Origin of the sequence: Corallococcus sp. AB018 (genome assembly GCF_003986945.1) — a bacterium.
In the GTDB taxonomy this organism is placed as follows: Bacteria; Myxococcota; Myxococcia; order Myxococcales; family Myxococcaceae; genus Corallococcus; species Corallococcus exiguus.
Map to the genome: position 1 here is coordinate 13,589 of NZ_RAWR01000094.1, position 23,460 is coordinate 37,048.

Sequence of the window (23,460 nt, forward strand, 5' to 3'; positions counted from 1 at the left end):
CCATGGGACCTGTCTCCGGCACCACGACCCGCAGGGTGTTGCTCGCGTTCGGCGCGCTGGTGGCGCTGTTCGCGGCGGCGTCGGGCTATGCGCTCGGCCGGCTGGCGGACATCCACGAGGGCACGCGTGCGCTGCGCGAGGTGGGCGGCCGCGCGCGGGAGGCGCGGGAGTTGGCCACGGCGGTGAGGGACCAGTACGCGCACCTGGCGCACACCATCATCCTGGGCAACGACAGCCACCGGCGCTTCCACACCGAGGCCCGAGCCCGCGTGGAGGCGCTGACGCGGCGGCTGGCGGAGCACGCGCGCGACGCGGAAGAGCGCGCGGCGGTGGCGGACATCCAGGCGTCGGGCGACGCGCTGGACACGCTCTACCGGGACACGCTCCTGCCCGCGGTGATGGCGAAGGACGCGGGCGCGGTGGAGGCGGCGCATGGGCGCGCGCTGGAGTGGGTGTCGCGCATCCAGGCGCGGGTGGACGGGCTGACGGCGGACTCGGACGCGTCCATGGATGCCTTCGAGGCGCACGTGGGCGCGGTGGAGCGAGACAGCTTCCGCTGGGCGCTGCTGCTGTTGAGTGGGGCCACGCTGTTCGCGGCCGGGGTGGGCGTGTACATCGGCAACGCGGTGGCGCGGCTCGTCCAGCACGAGAAGCTGGCGGGCATTGGCCGGCTGGCGGCGGGCGTGGCGCATGAAATCAACAACCCGCTGGGCGTCATCCTCGGGTACGTGCGGCTGTTGCAGCGGCGGGCGGAGGGAACGCTCGCGGAGGACCTGCGCGTGGTGGAGGAGGAGGCGGTGCGCTGCCAGGACATCGTGGAGGGACTGCTGGACCTGGCGCGTCCGGGCCGCGGGCCACGTGAGCCGGTGGCGCTGCGCGACGCGTGCGAGGAGGTCGTCTCCCGCCTGCGTGAAGCCACGCGCCTGGGCACCGTGACGGTGGACGTGCACGGAGAGGGCACCGCCTGGGTGCAGGCGCCCCGGCTGCGGCAGGTGCTGCTCAACCTGGTGAAGAACGCGGCGGAGGCCGCGGGCGAGGGAGGACGGGTGGAGGTGCGCATCGCGGTGGACGCGGACGGGAGCGCGCGCGTGGCGGTGTCGGACTCGGGGGCCGGGGTGACGCCGGAAGCGCGGGCGCGGCTGTTCGAGCCCTTCTTCACGACGAAGCCCTCCGGCACGGGGCTGGGGCTCGCGGTGAGTCAGGCCATCGCGGAGGCGCACGGCGGCCGCATCGACGTGGACTCCGGGGCCCTGGGCGGCGCGCGCTTCACGCTGTCCCTGCCCGCGCCGTCGCGTGAACAGGAGGCTGCGGCATGAGCGGCGCGAAGCCTTCGGTCCTCGTCGTGGACGACAAGGAGAACATGCTCAAGCTGTTCGCGCGCATCCTCGGGGACGCGTACGCGGTGACGACCGCGCCCGACGGTGTGCAGGCGCTGGCCCTGGTCTCCGCGCGCACGTTCGACGTGGTCGTCACGGACATCCAGATGCCGGGCGCGGACGGGTTCACGGTGCTGCGCGAGGTGAAGCGGCGCGCGCCGGACACGGAGGTCGTCCTCGTCACCGCCTACGCGAGCATCCCCAAGGCCGTGGAGGCCATCAAGGACGGCGCATACGACTACCTGTCCAAGCCCTTCGACCCGGACGAGGTGGCCCTGGTGGTCGCCCGTGCCCTGGAGCGTCAGCGCCAACGGCGGGATGCACACGGACTCGCCGCCCGCGTGGCGCGCATGCCGGACTTCCACGGCCTGCGTGGCACCAGCACCGCGCTCCAGAAGACGCACGCGCTGCTCGCGCAGGTGGCGGCGCGCGACCTCACCGTGGTGCTCACCGGCGAGACGGGCACCGGCAAGGAGCTGGCCGCCCGCGCGCTGCACCGCGAGAGCCCTCGCCGCGACAAGCCCTTCGTCGCGGTGAACTGCGGCGCGCTGCCGGCGGAGCTGGTGGAGAGCGAGCTCTTCGGCCACGCGAAGGGCGCCTTCACCGGCGCGACCGGCGCGAAGGCCGGCCTCTTCGAGGAGGCCCACGGCGGCACGCTCTTCCTGGACGAAGTGGGCGACCTGCCGCTGCCCGTGCAGGTGAAGCTCAACCGCGCGCTCCAGGAGAAGGAGATCCGCCGCGTGGGCACGACCACGCCGGTGACGGTGGACGTGCGCGTGGTGGCGGCGACGCACCGGGACCTCGCCGAGGAGGTGGCTCGGGGGCGCTTTCGCGAGGACCTCTACTACCGGCTGGGCGGCGTGACGGTGCGGATGCCCGCCCTGCGCGAGCGCCGCGAGGACATCCCGCTGCTCGCCATGCACTTCCTCGCTGGCGCGAAACGGCCGGAGCTGGAGGGCTTCACGCCCCCGTCACTCCAGGCACTCACCGCCGCGCCCTGGCCCGGCAACGTGCGGCAGCTGCAGAACGCGGTGGCGCGCGCGGTAGCGGTGGCGGCGGGCCCCCGAATCACTCCGGAGGACCTGCCGCCCGAGCTCACCGCCGCCCGTACCTCCGCGGCCCCGGGGCCGCTGCCAGCGGAGGCACTGGCGAAACAGCCCTACCGAGAGGCGGTGGACCGCGTGCGCGACGCCGTGTCGCGCGACTACCTCACCGCGCTGATGCAGGAGTTCTCCGGCAACGTCACCCACGCGGCCGAGCGCGCGGGCATGGAACGCGAGAGCCTGCACCGCCTGCTCAAGCGCTATGGCGTCCGCACGGAGGACTTCAAGCGCGGCGACTGAGGCCTTTAGCGGGGCTCGTGCTCGGAGAGCACCTTGTCCAGCGCCTCCGCCTGCGCGCGGACGTCCGCGTCGGTGTCCTTCGCGGCCTTGGCGGCGTGAGCGCGGGCCTTGGCGGCCTCCGTCTTCGCCAGGGCCATGGCCATACACAGGTTCGCCTTGGGGTGATCCGGAGTGGCGTCCAGCGCGGGCTTGAGGACGGCCGCGGCCTGGGCGTCTTCCTGCTTCTCCAGGTGATACATGGCCAGGGCACAGGCCGGATCCACCGCCGAGGGCTCCTGCTTCAGCGCCTCCTGCAGCAGCTCCGTGGCGAACCCGCGCTGGTTGTGCCCGTCCATCGCGAACGCCATGGCGGTGAGCTCCTCCACGGAAGCGTCCCCCTGCTTCTTCGCCTGCTCGACCAGACGCTGCGCGTTCTCGAAGTTGCCGGCGCGCAGTTCCTTGATTCCTTCGGAATACGGGTAGCTCTTCACAGTGTCTCCCAGTGCACCACGCGGTGCGTTGCATGCATTCTGCGCGACTTTGGTTGGGGATCCGCAACTTTGGGGCGGCGGTTTCCGAAAAATCGAGAAGACTTCTCCCCCAGGCCCCCCATGATCATCCGCAACTCGCCCGTCCGCCAGCCGCAGACCTCCGGAACGGATTCCCCCACCGCGCGTCCCGCCGCCCCTGCCGCGCGCAACGTGGTGAAGGACTCCTTCTCCCCTGGCACCACCGCCGCCCAGCGCACGGGCGCCATCAGCAAGGCGCCCCCGGGCGACCACGGCAAGCTGATGAACGAGTACCTCACCGGCGCGCGCCCGCCCCCGGCGGACTTCGAGCAGGTGATGGGCTACAAGCCCTACGCCATCCAGACGCCGCACGGCCAGCGCATGCAGGATCCGCTCGGCTACGCCTCTGTCCCCGGCCAGATTGGCCCGGTGAAGGAGTTCGACAAGGCGGCCAAGACGCACGACTACGGCTACGACCTGCTGCGTTACTACGACCGCAAGGGCACGCCGCTGAAGCCGGAGGCCCGCAAGGCCGCGGACGCGCAGTTCCGCTCGGACATGTTCGACTACGCGAACGACCAGAAGGGCACGCTGTCGAAGTTCAAGTACCGTGCGTGGGCGCAGATCTACGCCACCGCGGTGGAGCTGAACTCGGTGCGCCAGGGCAACGGCCCTCCGTAGTCGTCAGGGAGTCGCATGGAGGCTGAAGGGCCAGACGCAGGGCTGCCCCCGGACCGCGAGGACGTGGTGGCGGCGCTCCTGGCCCATCAGCGCCGCTTCCTCGCCTTCGTGGAGCGGCGGGTGGGCAGCCGGGCCGTCGCGGAGGACCTCTTCCAGACGGCCTTCGCCCGCACCCTGGAGAAGGGTGGGGCGCTGAAGGACGGCGAAAGCGCGGTGGCGTGGTTCTACCGCCTGCTGCGCAACGCGCTCGTGGATCACCACCGTCGGCAGGCCGCGGAAGGACGCGCGCTGGAGGTGGAGGCGCGCGACGCGGACTCCGCCACCGAGGACCCGGAGCTGAAGGGCGCGGTGTGCGCGTGCCTCGCGGACCTGCTGCCCACGCTCAAGCCTGAGTACGCGCAGCTCGTGCGTCAGGTGGACCTGGAGGGGCGGGCGGTGCCGGACGTGGCGCGCGAGGTGGGCATCACCCCCAACAACGCGGGCGTGCGGCTGCACCGTGCGCGGCTCGCGCTCAAGCGTTCGCTGGAGCGCGGTTGCGGCGCGTGCGCGGCGCACGGCTGCCTGGACTGCTCCTGCAAGCCGCGCCGCTGAGGCGCCTGCGGCTCCGGGGCCTCAGCGGCAGGTCGCCGCGTCTTCGTTCCGGTCGATGTTCACGCCCCACGCCTCGCCCTGGAACACGCTCGCCGCGAGCGCGGTGGCCCGGCACGTGGGCAGCTTCGGGTTGTCCTCCACGAACAGGCTGCGCTCGACCCACAGGGGGAAGGCCGTCGCCGTGCCCAGCATGAGCGAGTCCAGCCGGGCGTTGGCGCTCACCGTCACGTCGCCGCCCACGAAGCGCAGGGCGGGCAGGGACAGCCGCCGGTGAGAAGGGCCAGCAGCGCCCCCCACGTCCCCCACATGCGTCGCATTCGATGCCCTCCCTGGTCGGGCCCCGACCTTGCTTCCCTGGCCACACGGAGCGAGCGGATCTTCCTGGCCGTTTCGCGTCGGGCCCGCCGCGTCCTACCGGAAGAAGCCCCGTGCGGACAAACCCCCGGGCCCGCCTGGCGCCCTGCCTCCCAGTGGGACGAGCGCGGGCGGCACGGGCTTCGGGAGGGAGGGTTACGCATGTGTAAGAGCGCGCCGGGTGCCGCGTTGGCCCGGGGAAAGGAGGCTTCCCCATGACGCATCACCATCCGCATCACCTTGTTCCGCCTTCACCCCGGTCGCCGCCCTCCGTGGGCGGGGAGGGGCCCGCCATCGACCCCGTGTGCGGCATGGAGGTGGACCCTCGCGCACCGAAGGGCGGGAGCTGGGAGCACGAGGGGCACACCTGGTTCTTCTGCGGCCCGAAGTGCCGCCAGCGCTTCCAGGAGGACCCCACGCGGTTCCTCCAGCCCCGGACGCCGCCACCGCCCGCCGCGCCGGGCGCCGTGTACGTGTGCCCCATGGATCCGGAGGTGCGGCAGGACGCGCCAGGGGCATGCCCGAAGTGCGGCATGGCGCTGGAGTCCGAAGCGCCGCCCGTCCTCCAGACGCGCGTCGAATACACCTGCCCGATGCACCCGGAGGTGGTGAGCGACGGGCCCGGCACCTGCCCGAAGTGCGGCATGGCGCTGGAGCCGCGCACGGTGACGGTGGAGGAGCCGCCGGATCCGGAGCTGCGTTCGATGACGCGAAGGTTCTGGGTGGGCCTGGTGCTGAGCGCGCCGCTGATGCTGCTGGGCATGTCGGACATGCTGCCGGTGCGGCACGGACTGTCGCCCTCGGCGCTCGTGTGGGCTCAGTTCGCGCTGGCGACGCCGGTGGTGCTGTGGGTGGGGGCGCCGTTCTTCCAGCGGGGTTGGGCGTCGGTGAAGAACCGGCACCTGAACATGTTCACGCTCATCGCGCTGGGAGCGGGCGCGGCGTACGCCTTCAGCGTGGGCGTCACGCTGTTTCCGCACCTGCTACCGGAAGGCGCGCGCACGGGACACGGCGGCAGCGTGCCCGTGTACTACGAGGCCGCGGCCATCATCCTCACGCTGGTGGCGCTGGGGCAGGTGTTGGAGTTGCGCGCCCGCCACGCGACGTCTGGTGCGCTGCGGGCCCTGTTGTCGTTGGCCCCCGCCACGGCGAGGCGCATCTCGGACGACGGCCACGAAGAGGACATGCCGCTGTCCCAGGTGCACGCCGGATGGCGCCTGCGCGTGCGCCCCGGTGAGAAGGTGCCGGTGGACGGCGAGGTGCTGGAGGGCGCGAGCGCGGTGGATGAATCGCTCGTCACCGGTGAGCCCGTGCCGGTGGAGAAGGGCCCGGGCGCGAAGGTGACGGGCGGCACGCTGAACGGCACGGGCACGCTCGTGATGCGCGCGGAGCGAGTGGGACAGGACACGCTCCTGTCGCGCATCGTCCAGCGCGTGGCCGAGGCGCAGCGCACGCGAGCTCCCATCCAGCGGCTGGCGGACCGGGTGGCCGGCATCTTCGTGCCCGCGGTCATCGCGGTGGCGGTGGTGACGGCGGTGGTCTGGGGCGTGTGGGGTCCGGAGCCGAGGCTCGCGCACGCGCTGGTGAACGCGGTGGCGGTGCTCATCATCGCCTGCCCGTGCGCGCTGGGCCTGGCCACGCCCATGTCCGTGATGGTGGGAACGGGGCAGGGCGCGCGCATGGGCGTGCTCATCCGCGACGCGGCGGCGCTGGAGCGGATGGCGGCGGTGGACACGCTGGTGGTGGACAAGACGGGCACGCTCACGGAGGGCAAGCCGCGACTCGTGACGGTTGAGCCCGCGCCTGGTGTGGACGCCTCCGAACTGCTTCGCCAGGCCGCGAGCCTGGAGCGAGGCAGCGAACACCCGCTGGCCGCCGCCGTGGTCTCGGGCGCGAGGGAGCGAGGCGTGTCCCCCGGTGGCGTGGAGGACTTCCAGTCCGTGCCAGGGCAGGGCGTCCGGGGCCGCGTGGGAGGCCGCGAGGTCGCGCTGGGCAACGCGGCGTTGATGCGGAGCCTGGGCGTGGAGGTGGAGGCGCTGACGGAGCGCGCGGAGGCGCTGCGCCAGGAGGGCCAGACGGTGGTGTTGGTGTCGATGGAGGGCCGCGCGGCGGGGCTCCTGGGTGTGGAGGATCCGCTGAAGCCTTCCACGCCGGAAGCCCTGGCGAGGCTGCGGGACGAAGGCCTGCGCGTGGTGATGCTCACCGGAGACAGCCCGACGACAGCGCACGCGGTGGCGCGCAGGCTGGGCATCACGGAGGTGATTGCCGGTGTGCAGCCAGACGCGAAGGGCGACGCGGTGAAGGCGTTGCAAGCCCAGGGGCGCGTGGTGGCGATGGCGGGCGACGGCGTGAACGACGCACCGGCGCTGGCGCGAGCGGACGTGGGCATCGCCATGGGGACGGGCACGGACATCGCGATGGAGAGCGCGGGCGTGACGCTGGTGAAGGGCGACCTGCGAGGCATCGCTCGGGCGCGTGGGTTGAGCCAGGCCGTGCTGCGCAACATCCGGCAGAATCTCTTCTTCGCCTTCGTCTACAACCTGCTGGGAGTGCCGCTGGCGGCGGGCGTGCTGTACCCCGTCTTCGGGTTGCTCCTGAGCCCGCTGTTCGCGAGCGCGGCGATGAGCCTCTCCTCGGTGTCCGTCATCGGCAACGCCCTGCGGTTGCGGCGGCTGAAGCTCTAGTCCGGAAGCAACCGGCCAGTCGGGCACGCGCGGCGGGATGGTGGCGTCCCCGCGCGTGCCCACCGTGAGGCCCGAAAGGACCCCCACCATGGCGAATGCCGAAGTGATGCGAGGCGACGACGCGATTCGGGAGTGCATCGACAACTGCACGGCCTGTCGCCGCGTCTGCCTGGAGACCCTGGCGGACTGTCTGAAGCGGGGAGGCAGGCTCGCCGAGCCTGGGCACCTCCGGCTGCTGATGGACTGCGCGGACATCTGCGAGACGAGCGCGCGCTTCATGCTGCGCGGTTCGGACCTGCATTCGCGCACATGCTTCGCCTGCGCGGAGGTGTGCGCCGCCTGCGCGACCGCCTGCGAGGAGATGGGCGACGAGGGGATGATGGAGGACTGCGCGGACGCGTGCCGCCGCTGCGAGGAGTCCTGCCGGAGGATGAGCGGCGGGGTGATGCCCCAGCCCCTCAACCCGGAGGCCGCCCAACGCTTCGCCGACCTGCCCGCCTGAAGGGGGCGTGCACGGAGGCCCGGGCCCATTAGACTGGGCGCATGACCGCCCGCGAGGAGGGGCGCACCCCAGGTGCGTCCCCCAGTCACATCTCCGTCGTCCGGCTTCCGCACTCCTGGTTCATCCTCTGCACGTCTCGCGAGCTGGGGGACAAGCCGCTCGCGCGCACGCTGCAGGGCACGCCCCTGGTGCTCTTCCGGGGCGAGGGCGGCAAGCCTGGCGCCCTGATGGACCGCTGTCCGCACCGCAACGTGCCGCTGTCACTGGGGCGCGTGCAGAACGGGCAGCTGGAGTGCGGCTACCACGGGTGGCGCTTCGACACCGGTGGCCAGTGCCGGCTCATCCCCGGCCTGGTGGGTGAGCCCGAGGCCCGCTCCCGCTGTGCCGCTTCCTACCCGACGCGCGAGCAGGACGGCTTCGTCTGGGTCTACTCCACGCCCGGCGTGGAGCCCACGTCGGAGCCCTTCCGCTTCCCGCTGCTGGACGCGGCGGACTACACCACCGTGCGCCGGGTGCTGCGCGCGCCGGGGTCGCTGCACGCGGTGCTGGAGAACACGCTGGACGTGCCGCACACGGCATTCCTCCACGGTGGCCTGTTCCGCACCGCGGAGAAGAAGAACGAAATCGACGTGGTGGTGCGCAGGAGCGCGGACCGCGTGGAGGCGGAGTACCTGGGCGAGCCCGCGCCCAAGGGGCTCGTGGGGCGGCTGCTCGCGCCGGGCGGTGGGGTGGTGCAGCACTTCGACCGCTTCCTGATGCCGTCCATCGCGCAGGTGGAGTACCGCATCGGGGAGAAGAGCCACATCCTGGTCAACTCCGCCATGACGCCGGTGGATGACTGGGACACGCTCGTGTACGCGGTGGTGACGGTGAAGCTGCCCGTGCCGCGCTGGCTGCTCAAGGCCGCGGTGCCCTTCGTGCTGCCGGTGGGCCTGCACATCTTCGGGCAGGACGTGCGCATCCTGGAGCGGCAGACGGACTCCATCCGCCGCTTCGGCACGGAGGCCTACGCCTCCACGGAGATTGACGTCCTGGGGCCCAGCATCCTGCGCCTGATGCGCGCCCAGGAGCGCGAGCGCACCGCGCCGCCTCCGGACACGGTGCACGAGACGCGCGTGCGCATGCGCACGTAGGGGCCTTCAGCCGGCCTTGGGCGCGGCCCGGGGCTGCACGAGCTCCGTGGAGAAGTAGCGCTCCATGCGGTCCGGGAACACCGTCACCACCTGGGCCTGCGGGCCCAGCTGCTTCGCCGCCTCCACCGCCGCCGCGTAGTTGAGGCCGGAGGACGGGCCCACCGGGAAGCCCCGGCGGATGAGCGCCCGCGCGGTGCGCATGGCCAGGTCGTCCGAGATATCCAGCTCCACCCGGCCCGGCATGTCCGCCTCGCGGTACAGCTTCGACAGGCCGTCCACCACGCCCGGCACGCGCGCGCTGAAGCTGCAACACTCGATGTCGCAGCCCAGCCCCGCGATGGGCCTCGCCACGAAGGGCGTCACCGGACAGCCCGCTTCCGCGAACGCCTGGAACAGGCCCACGATGGTGCCGCCCGTGCCCACGCCGCTCACCACGCCGTGCACCAGCCCGCCCGGCACCTGCGCCAGGATTTCCTGCCCCGTCCACACGCGGTGCGCCTCCGCGTTGTCCGGGTTCTCGAACTGGCGGGGCGCGTAGCCGCCGCGCTCCTTCGCCAGCGCTTCCGCCCGCGCGATGGCACCCCGGATGCCTTCCGAGCGCGGCACCAGCTCCACCTCGCCGCCGTAGGCGCGGATGGCGATGAGCCGCTCCTCCGTCACGCCCTCCGGCATCACCGCCGTGAAGCGGCAGCCCATCTGCGCGCTCGCCAACGCCATGGCGATGCTGGTGGAGCCGCTGGACGCCTCCACCACGTCGCCGCCCGGGCTCAGGTCCCCCAGACGCCACGCCTTTTCCAGCATGTACCGGGCGATGCGATCCTTCGTGGACCCGCTGGGATTGAGGAACTCCAACTTGCACCAGATGGTCGGACCTTCCGGGTCCAGCCGCACGGGCACGAGCGGCGTGGGCCCCACGGCCTGGAGGAAGCGACCATCAGCGGGAAGCGGGCGGCAGGGAGGGCGCATGGGTCATCCCTATCGCGAAACGCGCCAGCGGGGGAGCCAGCCTGTCGTCCAGCGAGCGGCGGCGGACGCCCGTTCCCCTGGCTGTTCCGTCGGAGAAGACATTTTCCCACGTGCAACACTTGGCGCATCCAGGGGCAGCCATTACGAAGAAGGGCCACGGTTTCATCCGCCTGCATGCCTTCCTCGCCCACCATCCTCAACGTCAACGACGACCTGGCCAGCCGTTACGTCACGTCTCGCGTGCTGTCCCTTTCGGGTTTCCAGGTCCTGGAGGCGGGCACGGGCGTCGAGACGCTGGCGCTCGCGGACGAGCACACCGACCTGGTCATCCTGGACGTCCGCCTGCCGGACATGAGCGGTCTGGAGGTGTGCCGGCGCCTGAAGGCCTCCCCGCGCACTCGCAGCGCGCTGGTGCTGCACCTGTCCGCGCAGGCGGTGGGCGCCGCGGACCGGGCGCAGGGGCTGGAGCACGGCGCGGATGCGTACCTGGTGGCGCCGGTGGATCCAGAGGAGCTGGTGGCCCAGGTGCACGCGCTCCTGCGCCTGCGCCGCGCCGAGCGAGAGGTGCGCGTCCTCTCCGACCAGGTGCAGCAGCAGCGCCGCCTCCTGGAGCTGGCCATGGCCGCGGCGGCGGACCCCATCGCGCTCTATGACGGCGACGGGACGCTCATCTACGCCAACCAGGCGGTGGCCGCGTCGCGTGGCTCGCACCACGTGCACGTGCCGGGCAGGAGCATGGACGCGATTCGCGTGATGGACCCGCAGCTGGAGCCCTACGCGAAGGCGCTGGACGCGGCGCGGCGCACGGGCCAGGTGCAGCGCGGCCGCGTCAGCCTGTCCTCGGACCAGGGCCCGCGGCACTTCGAGTACACGATGTCCCCGGCCACCGGACCCACGGGCGCGGTGGAGGCCGTCATCGCCACCGGGCAGGACGTCACGGAGCTGCGCAACGCGGAGGACTTCCGCGAGCAGTTCATCGGCATCCTGGGCCACGACCTGCGCAACCCGCTCAACGCGCTGTCCATGTCCGCGCAGCAGCTCCAGCGCCAGGGCGAGCTGTCCGACCGCCAGCGCGTCTTCACCGAGCGCATCCTCACCAGCGCCGTGCGCATGGATCGGATGATCCGCCAGCTGCTGGACTTCGCGCGGGCGCGGCTGGGCGCGGGGCTGCCGGTGGTGCGCTCGCGGTGCGACCTGTTCGACGTGGTGCGCGGCGCGGTGGAGGAAGCGCGCGCCAGCCAGCCCCAGCGCGAGGTGATGCTGGACGTGCAGGGTGACGGGCGCGGCGCGTGGGACGCGGACCGGCTGGAGCAGGTGGTGGGCAACCTGGTGTCCAACGCGCTCAAGTTCAGCCCGCCGGACTCACCCGTGCGCGTGAGCGCGGAGGGCCTGGACGGCGAGGCCGTGCTGCGGGTGCACAACCTGGGTGCGCCCATTCCGGCGGAGCAGGTGCCGCACCTCTTCGCCGCGTGGCGCCGCGCCGGCCGCAGCGACCGGGAGCGCGGCGCGGCCGGAGGGCTGGGCCTGGGGCTCTACATCGCCGGCCAGATTGTCCACTCCCACGGCGGCACCGTGAAGGTGACCTCCACCGAGGCCCAGGGGACGACCTTCACGGTGCGTCTGCCGCGAGGCTGAAAATCCTACGGGTTTGACGACTCGTGGACGGATGCATTGCGGCCACCCTTCCGGATGCGCAGGCGCGCCCCCACCCTGGGGGCATGGTCCCATCCGAAAAGCAAATCTTCGCCCAGAGCGTGGAAGCCCTCTTCGTGCGTGCGTTGGGGCCGTACCTGACGCGTGACGGGCGCCAGAAGCTGAAGGCCGCGGGCCTGAACCTGTCCGAGCCGCTGCGCCCCCACTACTCGCTGGAGCAGTGGCGCGTCTTCCTGGACGTGGCCGCGCGGGACGTCTTCCCCGGCCAGTCCCTGGAGTCGGCCTACCTGGAGCTGGGCGCCCGCTACCTGAAGGGCTTCCAGCAGACGTCCGTGGGGCGGGCGAGCATGCAGCTGGTCACGCACCTGGGGCCGCAGAAGACGCTGGAGCGCGTGCCGTACAACCTGCGCGCGGGCAACAACTTCAACGAGGTGCGGGTGGAGGAGCTGTCCAAGCAGGACGCCACCCTGTGGGTGAAGGACGTGCTGGCGGACAACCCCTTCTTCGCCTGCGGCTTCCTGGCGGAGACGCTGCGCGCGTCGGGCGCGGGCTCACCCGAGGTGAAGCCCATCGCCTTCGACGGGACGGCGGCGACGTACCGGCTGACGTGGTCGCAGGCGAAGTCGCAGCGGCCCGCGGGCACGCTCGCGCCGGTGCGCCGGCTCTACGGGTAGCGCACGGGCGCCGGCGGATCATCCGGAGGCAGGGGGATGAACTCCGTCTCCGTGGGCACGGCGGCGAAGCGGCCTTCCTTCCAGTCCGCCTTGGCGGCCTCCAGGCGCTCCTTGGAGGACGACACGAAGTTCCAGAAGAGGTAGCGCGGGCCGTCCATGGGCTCGCCGCCCAGGAGCATCATCCGCGCGGAGGACTCCGCCTTGAGGATGATTTCGCTGCCCGGCTTGAACACGAGCAGTTCGCCGGGCTGGAAGCGCGTGCCCTCCACCTCCACGGTGCCCTCGACGAGGTAGAGGCCTCGCTCCTCGTATTCGGCGGAGAGCTTCAAGCGGGAGCCCGCCTCCATCTTCGCGTCCGCGTAGAAGAGGTCGGAGTGGGCGCGCACGGGGGACTTGCCGCCATGCACCTGGCCCGCGATGACGGTCAGGTGGATGCCCTCGCCGTCGATGATGGGGAGCGTGTCCGCGGGGTGGTGGACGAAGGCGGGGGCGACCTCTTCATGCTGCTTGGGGAGGGCGATCCACGCCTGGATGCCGAAGAGGCGGCCACCGGCGGAGCGGGTTTCGGGGCCGGTGCGCTCGGAGTGGGCGATGCCCTGGCCGGCGGTCATCCAGTTCACGGCGCCGGGGCGGATGGGCTGCACGAAGCCCAGCGAGTCACGGTGGAGGATTTCGCCCTCGAAGAGATAGGTGACGGTGGACAGGCCGATGTGCGGATGGGGGCGCACGTCCAGGCCGCGGCCGGGGTCGAAGTCCGCGGGGCCCATCTGGTCCAGGAAGATGAAGGGGCCGACCATGCGGCGGCGCGCGGAGGGCAGGGCGCGGCGCACGTGGAAGCCGTCGCCCAGGTCGCGCACGCGCGGGACGATGAGCGTCTCCAGGGAGGGCGGGGGCTCACGGCCCTGCAGGTCTTCTTCCCAGCTCATGGTGTCTCTCCTTTTCGAGGGGGCACAGTCTGCCTGGGTTCCCGTCCCGCGCGGCCACTTTCTCCTGGACGTTCCGCGCTCGGACGCTTCACTCGGACCGGGGTGGGGAGGCACCGTTGGACGCCGTGCTTTCTCCGTGTTGGATCCGCGTTTAGCCTGGGCCTCACAATGTCCCCTGGGTTCCTCGGGCTTGCCGTCGCGACCGTACTGGCGCTGACACCCCTGACGCTCCGGGCGTGGCGCCGCGCATGGGCCCGGCGTCGCTGGCGGGCACTGGGCCCCATCCTGGAGCTGTCACCGTTCCCGTCGTCCACGCGCGTGCTGCTGGCGGGGCGCTACCGGGGCCATCCGGTGGAGGTGTCCCTGTTGCGCACGGGAGCCTCACGGCTTCGTCTCACGCTGGGGGTGAAGCTGCCTCAGGACTTCGCGCTGCTCCCCCAGGGGTGGGGGCTGCGTTGGCGCGGGGCCTCGAAGGAACGGGACATCCAGGTGGGCCAGCCCGCGCTGGATGCGGCGTTCCTCATCCGGGGCGCGAATCCAGCGGCGGTCATCCGCCTGTTGGGCGAACCCGTCGTCCGCGATGCGCTGCGCCAGCTCCAGGCTCGCGGTGTCCGCCCGGAGGGACTTGGACTTCCAGCGGTTCGTCAGGATCCGCGAGGAGTTCAGCAGGCGGTTGGCGCTGCACCACACCGTGGTGTTCGCGGGCGGTGTCGTGGGGCTGCTGGGCGGGGGCCTCTGGCTCTTCCTGCGGCGCGCGCCTCCTCCGGACGGGTGGGACCTGGCGGGGGTCCCCTTCGCGGCGGGCTTCATCTGCGCCAGCCTGACCTCCATGGTCAGCAGGTATTTCCACCTGCTGTGTCCGGGATGCGGGAACAACCTGCAGGACTTCGACAACACGGATTCGGACGGATCGCCCACCCTGTCGCTGGACCGCTGTCCGCACTGCGATGTCTGGCTGAGGTGAGCCGTGGCTCCAGCCTAGCGCTCCAGCAGTGCCTGCTCGCGCGCGTTCGACTGGAGCCAGGAGGAAGGGCGTTCCTGGAGCTCGGCGATGAAGGGCGGGCGCGAGTTCAGCTCCCAGCGCAACTGAAGCGTCGTCCACTGGCCGTCGGCCTGGAAGTCGTATTCCCAGTGCTCGAACGCGCGCTCCACGTCGTCGGAGAGCTCGGTCCCGTGATGGATGAGGTCCGGTGCTCCCACCCGTTGGAGGACTTCCCATGCCGACATCGTCTTCTCCAGGGTCGCTGCCCGCTCGCGCCGGTCCGGCAGGCACTCTGGGATCGCGTACCGTTCATGCTTCGCGTCGAGGAAGGAATAGGCCGCGAAGCCCCGGGGCTGGACCCCCAGCCGCCGGAGGGACTGCTGGACGATGGGGCGGAAGGCCTGCTCCTCCAGGGACGCCTCGCGGAACACGGAGCTGCGCGAGACGCTGCTCCAATCCTCCACGGATTCCCACTGCTGGAGGAGTGGCAGGCACGCGTGGATGCGGTGTGCTCCCACCAGCACGACGGCGCCCACCACCCTGTCGAGGTGCTTCCGCAACTCGCTGGGGACTTCCTTCTGCGGAGCAGTGGATGACTTCGACAGGAGCGCTTGAACCTCCTGGAGTTGCTCCGTCAGCATCGCCAGCAGCGCGGACGCATCGCGCTGCTCCGCGGCATCCCATTCGCGAGCCCGGACATCCGCCTCCGGGAGGATGGCCGCGTGGGTGAGGTCGAGCACCAGCCGCTGCCCTCTGTGCGTCCGCCAGATGAAGAAGTCCGTCTCGGCGTCGCGGAAGAAGTAGGGCCACGCATGCTTCGACCAGAACAGCCCCGCGGTCGTGTACGTGGCGTGGTCGGCCTGCCACGCATTGCGTCCCACCTTCCCTTCCCTGGGACCGAGGATGTCCACCCGAAGCACGTCGCGTCCCGAGGGAGACACGGCGATGAGCTGAGGGCCGTGGGTCCGGAGGATGGACCAGCCCGTGTCCGAGACGAACAGTTGGTGCGGACTGCTCTCGTTCCATTTCTGCCACCGCTCCCAGACAAGGCGAGGCTCGGCGCTCCCGGGGATGTGTTCGAGCAACTGGAAGCGGAACTCGTTCTGGAACGCGGTGCGCCTGCCCCACCACCAGGAAGCCTTCCGCCCGCCGCGGCGGAGGATCGCCCCGTTGTGGGGCGAGCGGGCCGTCAGGGTGAAGCGCCCGCTGGGCGAGTGTGTCTCCAGGTCGGAGAAGAAGACTCGGGTCATCCGAACGAGGCTACCGCGCCACATTCCTTGGCACAGCCCCCCGTCTGGAGGGAGGCCTGGGCCCCGGGTGGGGGCACCCGGCGTCCGTGTCGTGCACGCCTGACAACGACGTCGCCGTCATCGACCTCAAGACGTTGGAGGTCACGGCCACATCGATGTCGGAGGAAGGCCGGACGGATTGGCCTGGGCGGTCCGGCGCTGAGCTCAGTGAACCGAACCCATGCGGGATGCCGGCACGACACCGGCTTCGCGAAACGTCACGTCCGATGGGCCCAAGGCTTCGAGTGCCTCGACGAAGCGTTCGGTGACGAAGGTGTACGTGGTTCCGTTCGCGGGGCGGAAGAGGTCCACGTCGTGAGGGAGGGCAGCTCCATCCAGCCAGGGTTCGGGCGAGATTCGCACCTCGTACCATCCGCAGGTCGGGCACCTGGGGCCGGTCAGGACCGCGTCCCGGTGCAGAAGCCCGCGCAAGGGAATCTCCAACTCGTACAGCACGACCCCGGCATCGAGTCCCTGTAGCTCCGCGCGCACGGGAGCGAGCCCCCGGATCCCCACGGCCTGGAGGTGTCGCAATGCTTCCTGCGTGACCAGCGCCTCCCATCCGTAGCGCGCGCTCAAAGGTCCGAAGGTTCCGTGTGCCGTGCCACGAAGCGGACCGAACTGCATGCCGGGTTCCGGGGACACTCCAGTTGGGAGGAACGGCTGCACGCGGGACGCGAGGCGCGCGTATTCCGCGTGGGGTTCGACACGCGGCTCCACCAGCAGGTCGCGTCCGGGTAACGAAGACAGATCGACGCTGGGAAGCGTGAACTGGCCACTCCACGTCTCATGGCAGGTGGGGCACTCCACCCCGGGCAAGCTCCAGACGTGCTCGGCGGAGATGCTGCCGCTCCAGTGTCTCGGAGTGGAAGGGGCCGGACGTTGGAGTTGGTAGAAGCGCATCTGTCCTTCCAGAACGTCAGCGGGCCTTCTTGCGCGCGAGCTCCAGCAGCCGGGGCAGAGGCTTCGCTGGCTTCTCCAACGCATCCACGAGCCGATCGAAATCACTGTCAGGCAGCACCACGCGGACTTCCTCGCGTTCGTTCCAGATGGAGGGTGAGTCGTCCTCTGCAAGCATCGGATGTTTTGGGTCCATGACTGTGACGGAGCGGCTCTGACGGGGGGGTGTCCGGCGACGACACGAAGCCTGCCCGCCTGATTACCCTGCGTCCTGCTGGGAGACGAATCCTCCGAGGGTTCAGGGGGATACGCGGTCCCTCCGACATCCCCTGCCCTGGATGCCGAAGTCGGCACCCCCCGTCCGTTGACGACGCGCTGTACCTGTGTTCAGGCTGGCCCTCTGGGAGCCCGCCATGTCCCCTCAAATCGCCCTCGCCTTCACGTCGGAGTTCGCGGCCCATCCGGCGCTCGCCGCCTTCCACCCGGTGGTGCGGCGCTGGTTCGCCTCACGCCTGGGTGAACCCACCCGTCCGCAGGTTGAAGGCTGGCCGCTCATCCAGGCCGGCCACGACGTGCTCATCGCCGCGCCCACGGGCAGCGGCAAGACGCTCACGGCGTTCCTCGCGGCGCTGGACTCGCTGTTTCGCATGGCGCTCGACAGCACGCTGCCCGACCACACGCGCGTCCTTTACGTGTCGCCCTTGAAGGCCCTGGGCAACGACGTGCAGAAGAACCTCCTCCAGCCGCTGGAGGAGCTGATGACCCTGGCGCGCGAGGAGGGCTACGAACCGCAGCAGTTGCGCGTGCAGGTGCGCACCGGTGACACGCCCGCGGGCGAGCGCGCCCAGATGGTGCGCCGCCCGCCGCACATCCTCATCACCACGCCCGAGTCCCTCTACCTCTACCTCACCGCCGAGCGCGCCCGCGCCACCCTGCGCCACGTGCGCACGGTCATCGTGGACGAAATCCACGCGCTCGCCCGGGACAAGCGCGGCAGCCACTTCGCGCTGTCCATGGAGCGCCTCAAGGCCCTCACCGACGTGCGGCCCCAGCTGTTGGGCCTGTCCGCCACGCAGAAGCCGCTGGACGCCATCTCCGGCTTCCTCACCGGCGCGTCCCTCACCGAGTGCAAGCGCGTGGAGGTCGGCCACCAGCGTCCGTGGGACCTCAAGGTGGAGATTCCGGACGCGGAGCTGTCCTCCATCGCGAGCCACGAGATGTGGGGGCAGGTCTATGACCGGCTGATCCAACTCTCCAGCGAGCACCGCACCACGCTCATCTTCGTCAACACGCGCAAGATGTCCGAGCGCGTGGCGCACGACCTGGGCGAACGCCTGGGCCAGCAGTCGGTGGCCGCGCACCACGGCAGCATGTCCCGCGAGATGCGCCTGTCCGCCGAGGAGCGCCTCAAGGCCGGCCAGCTGCGCGTGATGGTCGCCACCGCGTCGCTGGAGCTGGGCATCGACGTGGGCAACGTGGACCTGGTCGTGCAGCTGGGCACCACCAAGGCCATCTCCGTGTTGCTCCAGCGCGTGGGCCGCGCGGGCCACCACAAGGCGGGCATCTCCAAGGGCGTCCTCTTCGCGATGACGCGCGACGAGCTGGTGGAGTGCGTCGCGCTCCTCAACGCCGTGCGCGAGGGCGATCTGGACGCGGTCCGAATCCCCAAGAAGCCGCTCGACGTGCTGGCGCAACAGATCGTCGCCGCGTGCGCGTGCGAGGAATGGGACGAGCGCGCCCTCTTCAGCATCTTCCAGCGCGCGTACCCGTACCAGGACCTCACCTGGGAGGAGTACCAGCAGGTGCTGGAGATGCTGTCGGAAGGCGTCTCCGAGCGCCGGGGCCGGGGCAGCATCCACCTGCACCGGGACCGGGTGAACCAGCGGCTCAAGGGGCGCCGGGGCGTGCGCATCACCGCGCTCACCAACGGCGGCGCCATCCCGGACACGTTCAACTTCAGCGTCACCGCGCAGCCGGAAGGCAAGGTGGTGGGCACGCTGGACGAGGACTTCGCGGTGGAGTCCTCGCCGGGAGACATCTTCCTGTTGGGCAGCACCGCGTGGCGCATCCAGCGCGTCATGGGCAGCACGGTGATGGTGGAGGACGCGAAGGGCGCGCCGCCCAACGTGCCCTTCTGGCGTGGCGAGGCCCCGGGCCGCACGGACGAGCTGAGCCTCCAGGTGGGCCGGCTGCGCGAAGAGCTACTGCGCCACGACGACCCTGCGGGCTTCCTGGAGAAGCTCTTGCGCGTGCCGCCGCCCGCGGTGGATGCGCTGCTGGGCTACCTGCGGCTGGGCAAGAAGATGCTGGGGGACGTGGTGCCCAGCCACACGCAGATCGTCGCCGAGCGCTTCTTCGACGAGGCCGGCGGCATGCAGCTGATCATCCACGCGCCGTTCGGCAGCCGCATCAACCGCGCGTGGGGCATGGCGCTGCGCAAGCGCTTCTGCCGCTCGTTCGACTTCGAGTTGCAGGCGGCGGCCACGGAGGACGGCATCCTCCTGAGCCTGGGGGAACAGCACTCGTTCCCGCTGGCGGACATCTTCGACTTCCTGCACCCGGACAACGTGGAGGAGGTGCTGGTGCAGGCCATCCTCCAGGCGCCGATTTTTGGCACGCGCTTCCGATGGGTGGCGTCGCGAGCGTTGACGCTGCACCGGATGATGGGCGGCAAGCGCGTGGCGCCGAACCTCCAGCGCGCGCGCAGCGAGGACCTGCTGGCGGCGGTGTTCCCCGCGCAGGTGGGCTGCCAGGACAACCACGGCGGCGGGGACGTGGAGCTGCCGGACCATCCGCTGGTGAAGCAGGCGATGGACGACTGTCTGCGCGAGGCGATGGACATCGACGGGCTGCGCGAGGTGCTCCGGCGCATGAAGGACGGGCGCATCCAGTTGGTCGCGCGAGACGTCCCGGAGCCGAGTGTCTTCGCGCACGCGCTCATCAACAGCCAGCCCTACACCTTCCTGGACGACGCGCCGGCCGAGGAGCGCCGCGTGCGCAACGTGGCCCTGCGCCGCGCGATGCCCGCGGAGGACGCAGCGGCGTTCGGGGCGCTGGACGCGAACGCCATCCGGCAGGTGGTGGAGGACGCCGCGCAGCCGATGCGCGACGAGGACGAACTGCACGACGCGCTGTTGCAGCTGGTGCTGGTGCGAGCGTCGGAGGTGCCGCGAGGCCTGGAGACAGGGCTCTTCAAGCAGGGGCGCGTGGCCTGGCTGGAGCGGCAGGGCGGGCGGTTCCTGGTGTCGGCGGAGCGGGGCAACGCGGTGCGAGCGCTCTTCCCGGACGCGCGGACGCAGCCGGTGTTGCCGGTGCTGGAGTACGACCGGCCGGTGGAGCGCGACGCGGCGGTGCTCCAGGTGGTGCGTGGGCGGATGGAGTTGGTGGGGCCCACGACGGTGACGGAGCTGGCGCGGCTGACGCTGTTGGATCCGGATGACATCAACCTGGCGCTGCACAACCTGGAGAGTCAGGGCAGCGTGCTGCGAGGCCAGTTCCGCGCGCAGGACGACGTGCCGGTGCCTCGGGACGCGGACGGAAGCCCGGTGCTGGAGTGGTGCGACCGGCGCCTGCTCCAGCGCATCCACCGGCTGACGGTGGGGCGGCTGCGCCGTGAGATTGAACCGCTGAGCCCGCAGGACTTCATGCGCTTCCTCTTCCGGTGGCACCACCTGGAGGACATGGACGCGCTGCGAGGCTCCACGGGATTGCTCAAGGCGGTGCGGCTGCTGCAGGGGTACGAAGCGCCGGCCTCCGCGTGGGAGCGCTTCCTGTTGCCCGCGCGCATGCGGGGCTACACGCCGGACCTGATGGAGCGCGCGTGCTACGCGGGCGAGGTGGCGTGGGGGCGGGTGACGCTGAAGGATCCGCCGAAGCCCGCGGGCCCGCGCCGGGGCGCGCCGGTGGAGGCGCCAGAGCCGGTGGTGGCGAAGCGGTCTTCACCGACGCGCAACGCGCCGCTGACGTTCACGGTGCGCGAGGACCTGGAGTGGATGCTCGCGGCGGCGCGTCCGCACGCGGTGCTTGCGGACGGAGGCGTGTGGACGCCGCCGGACCTGAGCGCGGCGGCGAAGGACGTGGTGGGCGTGCTGGAGCGGCGGGGTGCGTGCTTCTTCCAGGACCTGGTGACGCGAGCGCGGCGGCTTCCCGCGGAGGTGGAGGACGCGCTGTGGGAGTTGGTGGCGAAGGGGCTCGTCACGGCGGACGCGGTGCAGAACCTGCGCATCCTGCAGAGCCCGGCGCACCGCAAGCGGCAGAAGCTGCTCAACCGGGGTGGGCCGGGCCGCTGGAGCCTGCTGGCGCCGGCGGAGCCGAAGTCGCAGGAAGAGGTGACGGAGTCGCTGGCGAAGCTGTTTCTCCAGCGCTACGGCATCGTCTGGCGCGACCTGGTGATGCGCGAATCGCTGGCGCCCACGTGGCGCGACCTGCTGCTCGTCTACCGGCGCATGGAGGCGCGAGGCGAGCTGCGAGGCGGACGCTTCGTGTCAGGCTTCGTGGGGGAGCAGTTCGCGCTGCCGGAAGCCGTGGACATGGCGCGAGCGGTGCGGCGAGCACCTCCGTCAGGCGTGCGCATCCAGTTGTCCGGAGTGGATCCGTTGAACCTCACGAGCGTGGTGACGCCGGGCCCGCGCGTGGCCGCGCTGCCGAACAACGTCGTCACCTACGTGGATGGGATTCCGCAGGGCGTGGACGCGGTGGAGGACGCGTCTGAGAACGAGGAGGCGGAAGCCGATGGAACGCTCGCGCAGGTGAACTGACTCTACTTCAGAACAGGGCCAGATTCGAAAAGCGTGGACGTTTCCAAGCAGGAGGCCGAATTTGTTGAGAAAGTCGGTCGTGTACGCTCTTTGTAGTCCGCTGTTGATGGTTGTGATGATGAGCGCCTGTACGCAGGAGGGCGCTGTGGAGCAGTTGCGATTGCAGTCAGAGTTGGAGCGTGCCGTTCTGGCTGATCAAATGGCGCTGGTGAATGAAGAAAGGAAGGGCGAGCAAGGCTTTCAAGCCTTTTTGAAGAGGCATGGTGAGGATGCGGCGCCTCTTTTTGAGAAGCTTGTCGCGGATGCTGCGAAGTCGGGGGATGGTGGTAACCCGTCTTTGATTGAGGCTGCCGTGGATGGATTGGTGCTCCTGAAGAAGGGATATTCTCGGGAGTTGCTCAAGGGGCTGGCCTCTAGTGACAAGGTTGGCTTTGAGCTTTCGAGGTCCGCCCTGGATGCACTGATCGAGGTTTCGCCGAGCAATGAGAGGGTAGGAATTCTCGTTGAACGCTTGCGGCAGAGACAGGACCCGAAGGATCAGTTCTCGACTGTTGATGATTTGATCAAGCTGGCATCCTCCGAGGCGGTTCCCTATCTGAAGGACATCCGGCCTGGGATATCAGACGCCAAAACCGCGAGGCATGTTGATAAGGCAATTGCTTTGTTGGGGGAGCCCGGTGTTTGCAGGGTGTATAGCGAGAAGTTCAGGGAGGTAACCGGTAGGTGGGGGTGCGTCTATAGGTGCGCAGGCGCGATTCGGTCCCGGGAGCGGGTTATGGAATCGGGTTGTCCCAGTACCATTCCAAATCAGGATGAGTGACTCGTAAGAGCCACCCCTCTAAACATCCTGCTTGACGTAGTCGACAGTGCCGGCAGCGAGGACGCGTGACGTCGCGACCTGCCGGCGCACCTCACTGCCTGGCGCGTAGCCATTCTGCCTCCTTGGCTTCGGTCCGCGAGGATGCTTGAGAAGCGTCATCGGGTCGACGTGCCCTGTCATTTCCACCAGCGTCCGGGCCAATTGCGCCGATGTCTGGCTTTCGTAGGGCACCCAGACTTCCTCCGGGAGGGCGGCCTTCATTCCGCCGTAGTACTCGCGCAGTTCGGCCGCGATGTAGAAAGGGGAGATGGGTTTCTCCCGGCACACCGGATGCGCGGTCCGCACCGCCGCCTGCAGAAGAGCCAACACGTCGTAGGCTACCAGTGCGACGCAGAATCCAAGCAGGGCGCCCCGGAGTGAGCCAAGGCTTCGCACCTCGCTCTCAAGGACAGACTCCAGGCGGCCAAAAAGGCATTCAATCCGCCAGCGCGTACGGTACAGCCGGGCGAGGGTGGTGGCTGCCTTGCGGCCCGCTGGGACGTTCGTCAGCAGCCGGATGACGGTTTCGCCGTCCTCGGTCCGAGTGTCGAGCTCAATCTCGATTCGCCGCAACCGCAGCACGCCACTGGCTCCGTCTGGAATGGACACCGACTGCTCGAATACCGTGCCCGTCTCGATTCGCCCCACCTTGCGTCGCGGGCGCCCCTCGGTCGGCGAGGGATTGCGAGCATGCTCCCGCACCAGCAGGAAGGCGTCGCGCGCGGCGAAGGCCTGCAGAATCGAGCGCGTGCTGAAACCCCGGTCCGCCACCCAGAGGTGGCCTGGCTCGACTTGCGGCAGCAGATGCTTCAGCAGCGAGCGCTCATGGTCATGCGCGTCCTCCCAGGGCAGCACGTCGGCCACCAGGTCCAGGTCCGGGTCGTAAAGCACGAGGGACTGGGCCCGGCGTCGCGGCGCCCCGGAGGCCGCGCAACGCCGCGAGGCGCTTGTCACTCGCCGGCAAGTCGTTGCCGTCCACGATGCGGACAGCCATCCCTTCGCAAACCGCGTCCCCCGAGCCCATCGCGCAACGCACCGGAGCCAGCCGAGCGTACGCGCCACGCATCAGCGCCCTGAGGACCGCCGGCTCGGTCCGGTTCACCTTCTTGTAGAGCGCTTGCACCGAGACGGGCAGGCGATGCCGCTGCGCCGCCGCATGCAGCGAGGGGAGCATGCTGAGTGATCCCCGCATTTAAGCGAGCGGATCGCCAGACGCCTACCTGACAGCTGCGTGCGAGGCGGAGTGGTGGGGAGCAGTAAGAGAGGCCATGCGGGGACGCAAAGTGGCCATCAACGAAGAGC

Annotated in this window: 21 protein-coding genes; 12 read left to right on the forward strand and 9 right to left on the reverse strand. The window is 70.3% G+C overall.

What is annotated here, in order from left to right:
• The first annotated feature begins 2 nt into the window (after positions 1-2).
• Positions 3-1,316, forward strand: a complete 1,314-nt coding sequence (locus tag D7Y11_RS20840; RefSeq protein ID WP_126934581.1) for a sensor histidine kinase — start codon at positions 3-5, stop codon at positions 1,314-1,316.
• A complete protein-coding gene (locus D7Y11_RS20845; RefSeq protein WP_126934582.1) occupies positions 1,313-2,719 on the forward strand; it encodes a sigma-54 dependent transcriptional regulator in 1,407 nt (468 codons plus the stop codon). The genes D7Y11_RS20840 and D7Y11_RS20845 overlap by 4 nt, the downstream gene beginning before the upstream one ends.
• Positions 2,720-2,724: 5 nt before the next feature.
• On the opposite strand, the gene D7Y11_RS20850 is transcribed toward D7Y11_RS20845, so the two are convergent.
• Positions 2,725-3,189, reverse strand: coding sequence for a hypothetical protein (locus D7Y11_RS20850; protein ID WP_120574377.1), 465 nt, complete (start codon positions 3,187-3,189; stop codon positions 2,725-2,727).
• Between the two features lie 120 nt (positions 3,190-3,309).
• Here D7Y11_RS20850 and D7Y11_RS20855 point away from each other — a divergent pair, with 120 nt between their 5' ends.
• Together D7Y11_RS20855 and D7Y11_RS20860 are read left to right on the forward strand one after the other, a co-directional pair.
• Complete coding sequence (locus D7Y11_RS20855; RefSeq protein ID WP_120574378.1) at positions 3,310-3,888, forward strand: hypothetical protein; 579 nt, start codon at positions 3,310-3,312, stop codon at positions 3,886-3,888.
• A 15-nt stretch (positions 3,889-3,903) separates the two neighbouring features.
• A complete protein-coding gene (locus D7Y11_RS20860) occupies positions 3,904-4,479 on the forward strand; it encodes an RNA polymerase sigma factor (RefSeq protein ID WP_120574379.1) in 576 nt (191 codons plus the stop codon).
• 21 nt (positions 4,480-4,500) lie between these two features.
• Here the strand turns inward: D7Y11_RS20860 and D7Y11_RS20865 are convergent, their stop codons facing one another.
• Positions 4,501-4,776 (reverse strand): hypothetical protein, encoded by a 276-nt coding sequence (locus tag D7Y11_RS20865; protein ID WP_126934583.1) that lies wholly within the window; start codon positions 4,774-4,776, stop codon positions 4,501-4,503.
• A gap of 272 nt (positions 4,777-5,048) precedes the next feature.
• On the opposite strand from D7Y11_RS20865, the gene D7Y11_RS20870 reads away from it, so the two are divergent.
• The 3 genes from D7Y11_RS20870 (at position 5,049) to D7Y11_RS20880 (ending at position 9,152) form a co-directional block, all read left to right on the forward strand.
• Entirely contained in the window at positions 5,049-7,517 is a 2,469-nt protein-coding gene (locus tag D7Y11_RS20870) for a heavy metal translocating P-type ATPase (RefSeq protein WP_126934584.1), read from the forward strand.
• Between the two features lie 88 nt (positions 7,518-7,605).
• Positions 7,606-8,019, forward strand: a complete 414-nt coding sequence (locus tag D7Y11_RS20875) for a four-helix bundle copper-binding protein (RefSeq protein ID WP_126934585.1) — start codon at positions 7,606-7,608, stop codon at positions 8,017-8,019.
• 41 nt (positions 8,020-8,060) lie between these two features.
• The gene (locus tag D7Y11_RS20880) at positions 8,061-9,152 is read left to right on the forward strand and encodes an aromatic ring-hydroxylating dioxygenase subunit alpha (RefSeq protein WP_120593387.1); all 1,092 of its coding nucleotides are present in this window, start codon (positions 8,061-8,063) and stop codon (positions 9,150-9,152) included.
• A 6-nt stretch (positions 9,153-9,158) separates the two neighbouring features.
• Here D7Y11_RS20880 and D7Y11_RS20885 read toward each other — a convergent pair whose 3' ends face one another.
• Positions 9,159-10,118, reverse strand: a complete 960-nt coding sequence (locus tag D7Y11_RS20885; protein WP_120574383.1) for a PLP-dependent cysteine synthase family protein — start codon at positions 10,116-10,118, stop codon at positions 9,159-9,161.
• Positions 10,119-10,292: 174 nt separating this feature from the next.
• On the opposite strand from D7Y11_RS20885, the gene D7Y11_RS20890 reads away from it, so the two are divergent.
• On the forward strand, positions 10,293-11,753 hold the full coding sequence (locus D7Y11_RS20890) for an ATP-binding protein (protein WP_121751756.1): 1,461 nt from the start codon (positions 10,293-10,295) through the stop codon (positions 11,751-11,753).
• 83 nt (positions 11,754-11,836) lie between these two features.
• Complete coding sequence (locus D7Y11_RS20895; RefSeq protein ID WP_120574385.1) at positions 11,837-12,445, forward strand: DUF2378 family protein; 609 nt, start codon at positions 11,837-11,839, stop codon at positions 12,443-12,445.
• Here D7Y11_RS20895 and D7Y11_RS20900 read toward each other — a convergent pair.
• Together D7Y11_RS20900 and D7Y11_RS20905 are read right to left on the reverse strand one after the other, a co-directional pair.
• On the reverse strand, positions 12,436-13,371 hold the full coding sequence (locus tag D7Y11_RS20900) for a pirin family protein (RefSeq protein WP_120574386.1): 936 nt from the start codon (positions 13,369-13,371) through the stop codon (positions 12,436-12,438). The genes D7Y11_RS20895 and D7Y11_RS20900 overlap by 10 nt on opposite strands.
• Positions 13,372-13,752: 381 nt before the next feature.
• Complete coding sequence (locus tag D7Y11_RS20905; protein ID WP_126934586.1) at positions 13,753-14,061, reverse strand: hypothetical protein; 309 nt, start codon at positions 14,059-14,061, stop codon at positions 13,753-13,755.
• On the opposite strand from D7Y11_RS20905, the gene D7Y11_RS20910 reads away from it, so the two are divergent.
• The gene (locus D7Y11_RS20910) at positions 14,045-14,335 is read left to right on the forward strand and encodes a zf-TFIIB domain-containing protein (RefSeq protein ID WP_126934587.1); all 291 of its coding nucleotides are present in this window, start codon (positions 14,045-14,047) and stop codon (positions 14,333-14,335) included. The genes D7Y11_RS20905 and D7Y11_RS20910 overlap by 17 nt on opposite strands.
• 14 nt (positions 14,336-14,349) lie before the next feature.
• Here the strand turns inward: D7Y11_RS20910 and D7Y11_RS20915 are convergent, their stop codons facing one another.
• The 3 genes from D7Y11_RS20915 to D7Y11_RS20930 form a co-directional block, all read right to left on the reverse strand.
• Complete coding sequence (locus tag D7Y11_RS20915; protein ID WP_121776135.1) at positions 14,350-15,603, reverse strand: hypothetical protein; 1,254 nt, start codon at positions 15,601-15,603, stop codon at positions 14,350-14,352.
• 204 nt (positions 15,604-15,807) lie between these two features.
• Positions 15,808-16,545, reverse strand: a complete 738-nt coding sequence (locus tag D7Y11_RS20925; RefSeq protein WP_158641973.1) for a double-CXXCG motif protein — start codon at positions 16,543-16,545, stop codon at positions 15,808-15,810.
• A gap of 16 nt (positions 16,546-16,561) precedes the next feature.
• Positions 16,562-16,720, reverse strand: coding sequence for a DUF1778 domain-containing protein (locus D7Y11_RS20930; protein WP_158624251.1), 159 nt, complete (start codon positions 16,718-16,720; stop codon positions 16,562-16,564).
• A 235-nt stretch (positions 16,721-16,955) separates the two neighbouring features.
• On the opposite strand from D7Y11_RS20930, the gene D7Y11_RS20935 reads away from it, so the two are divergent.
• Positions 16,956-21,299, forward strand: coding sequence for a DEAD/DEAH box helicase (locus D7Y11_RS20935; protein ID WP_199753756.1), 4,344 nt, complete (start codon positions 16,956-16,958; stop codon positions 21,297-21,299).
• A gap of 64 nt (positions 21,300-21,363) precedes the next feature.
• Entirely contained in the window at positions 21,364-22,119 is a 756-nt protein-coding gene (locus tag D7Y11_RS20940) for a hypothetical protein (RefSeq protein ID WP_126934590.1), read from the forward strand.
• Positions 22,120-22,137: 18 nt separating this feature from the next.
• On the opposite strand, the gene D7Y11_RS20945 is transcribed toward D7Y11_RS20940, so the two are convergent.
• Positions 22,138-23,049 carry a transposase gene (locus D7Y11_RS20945; protein WP_158641974.1) on the reverse strand — a complete coding sequence of 304 codons (912 nt, stop codon included), beginning with the start codon at positions 23,047-23,049 and terminating at the stop codon, positions 22,138-22,140.
• Positions 23,050-23,460: the final 411 nt, after the last annotated feature.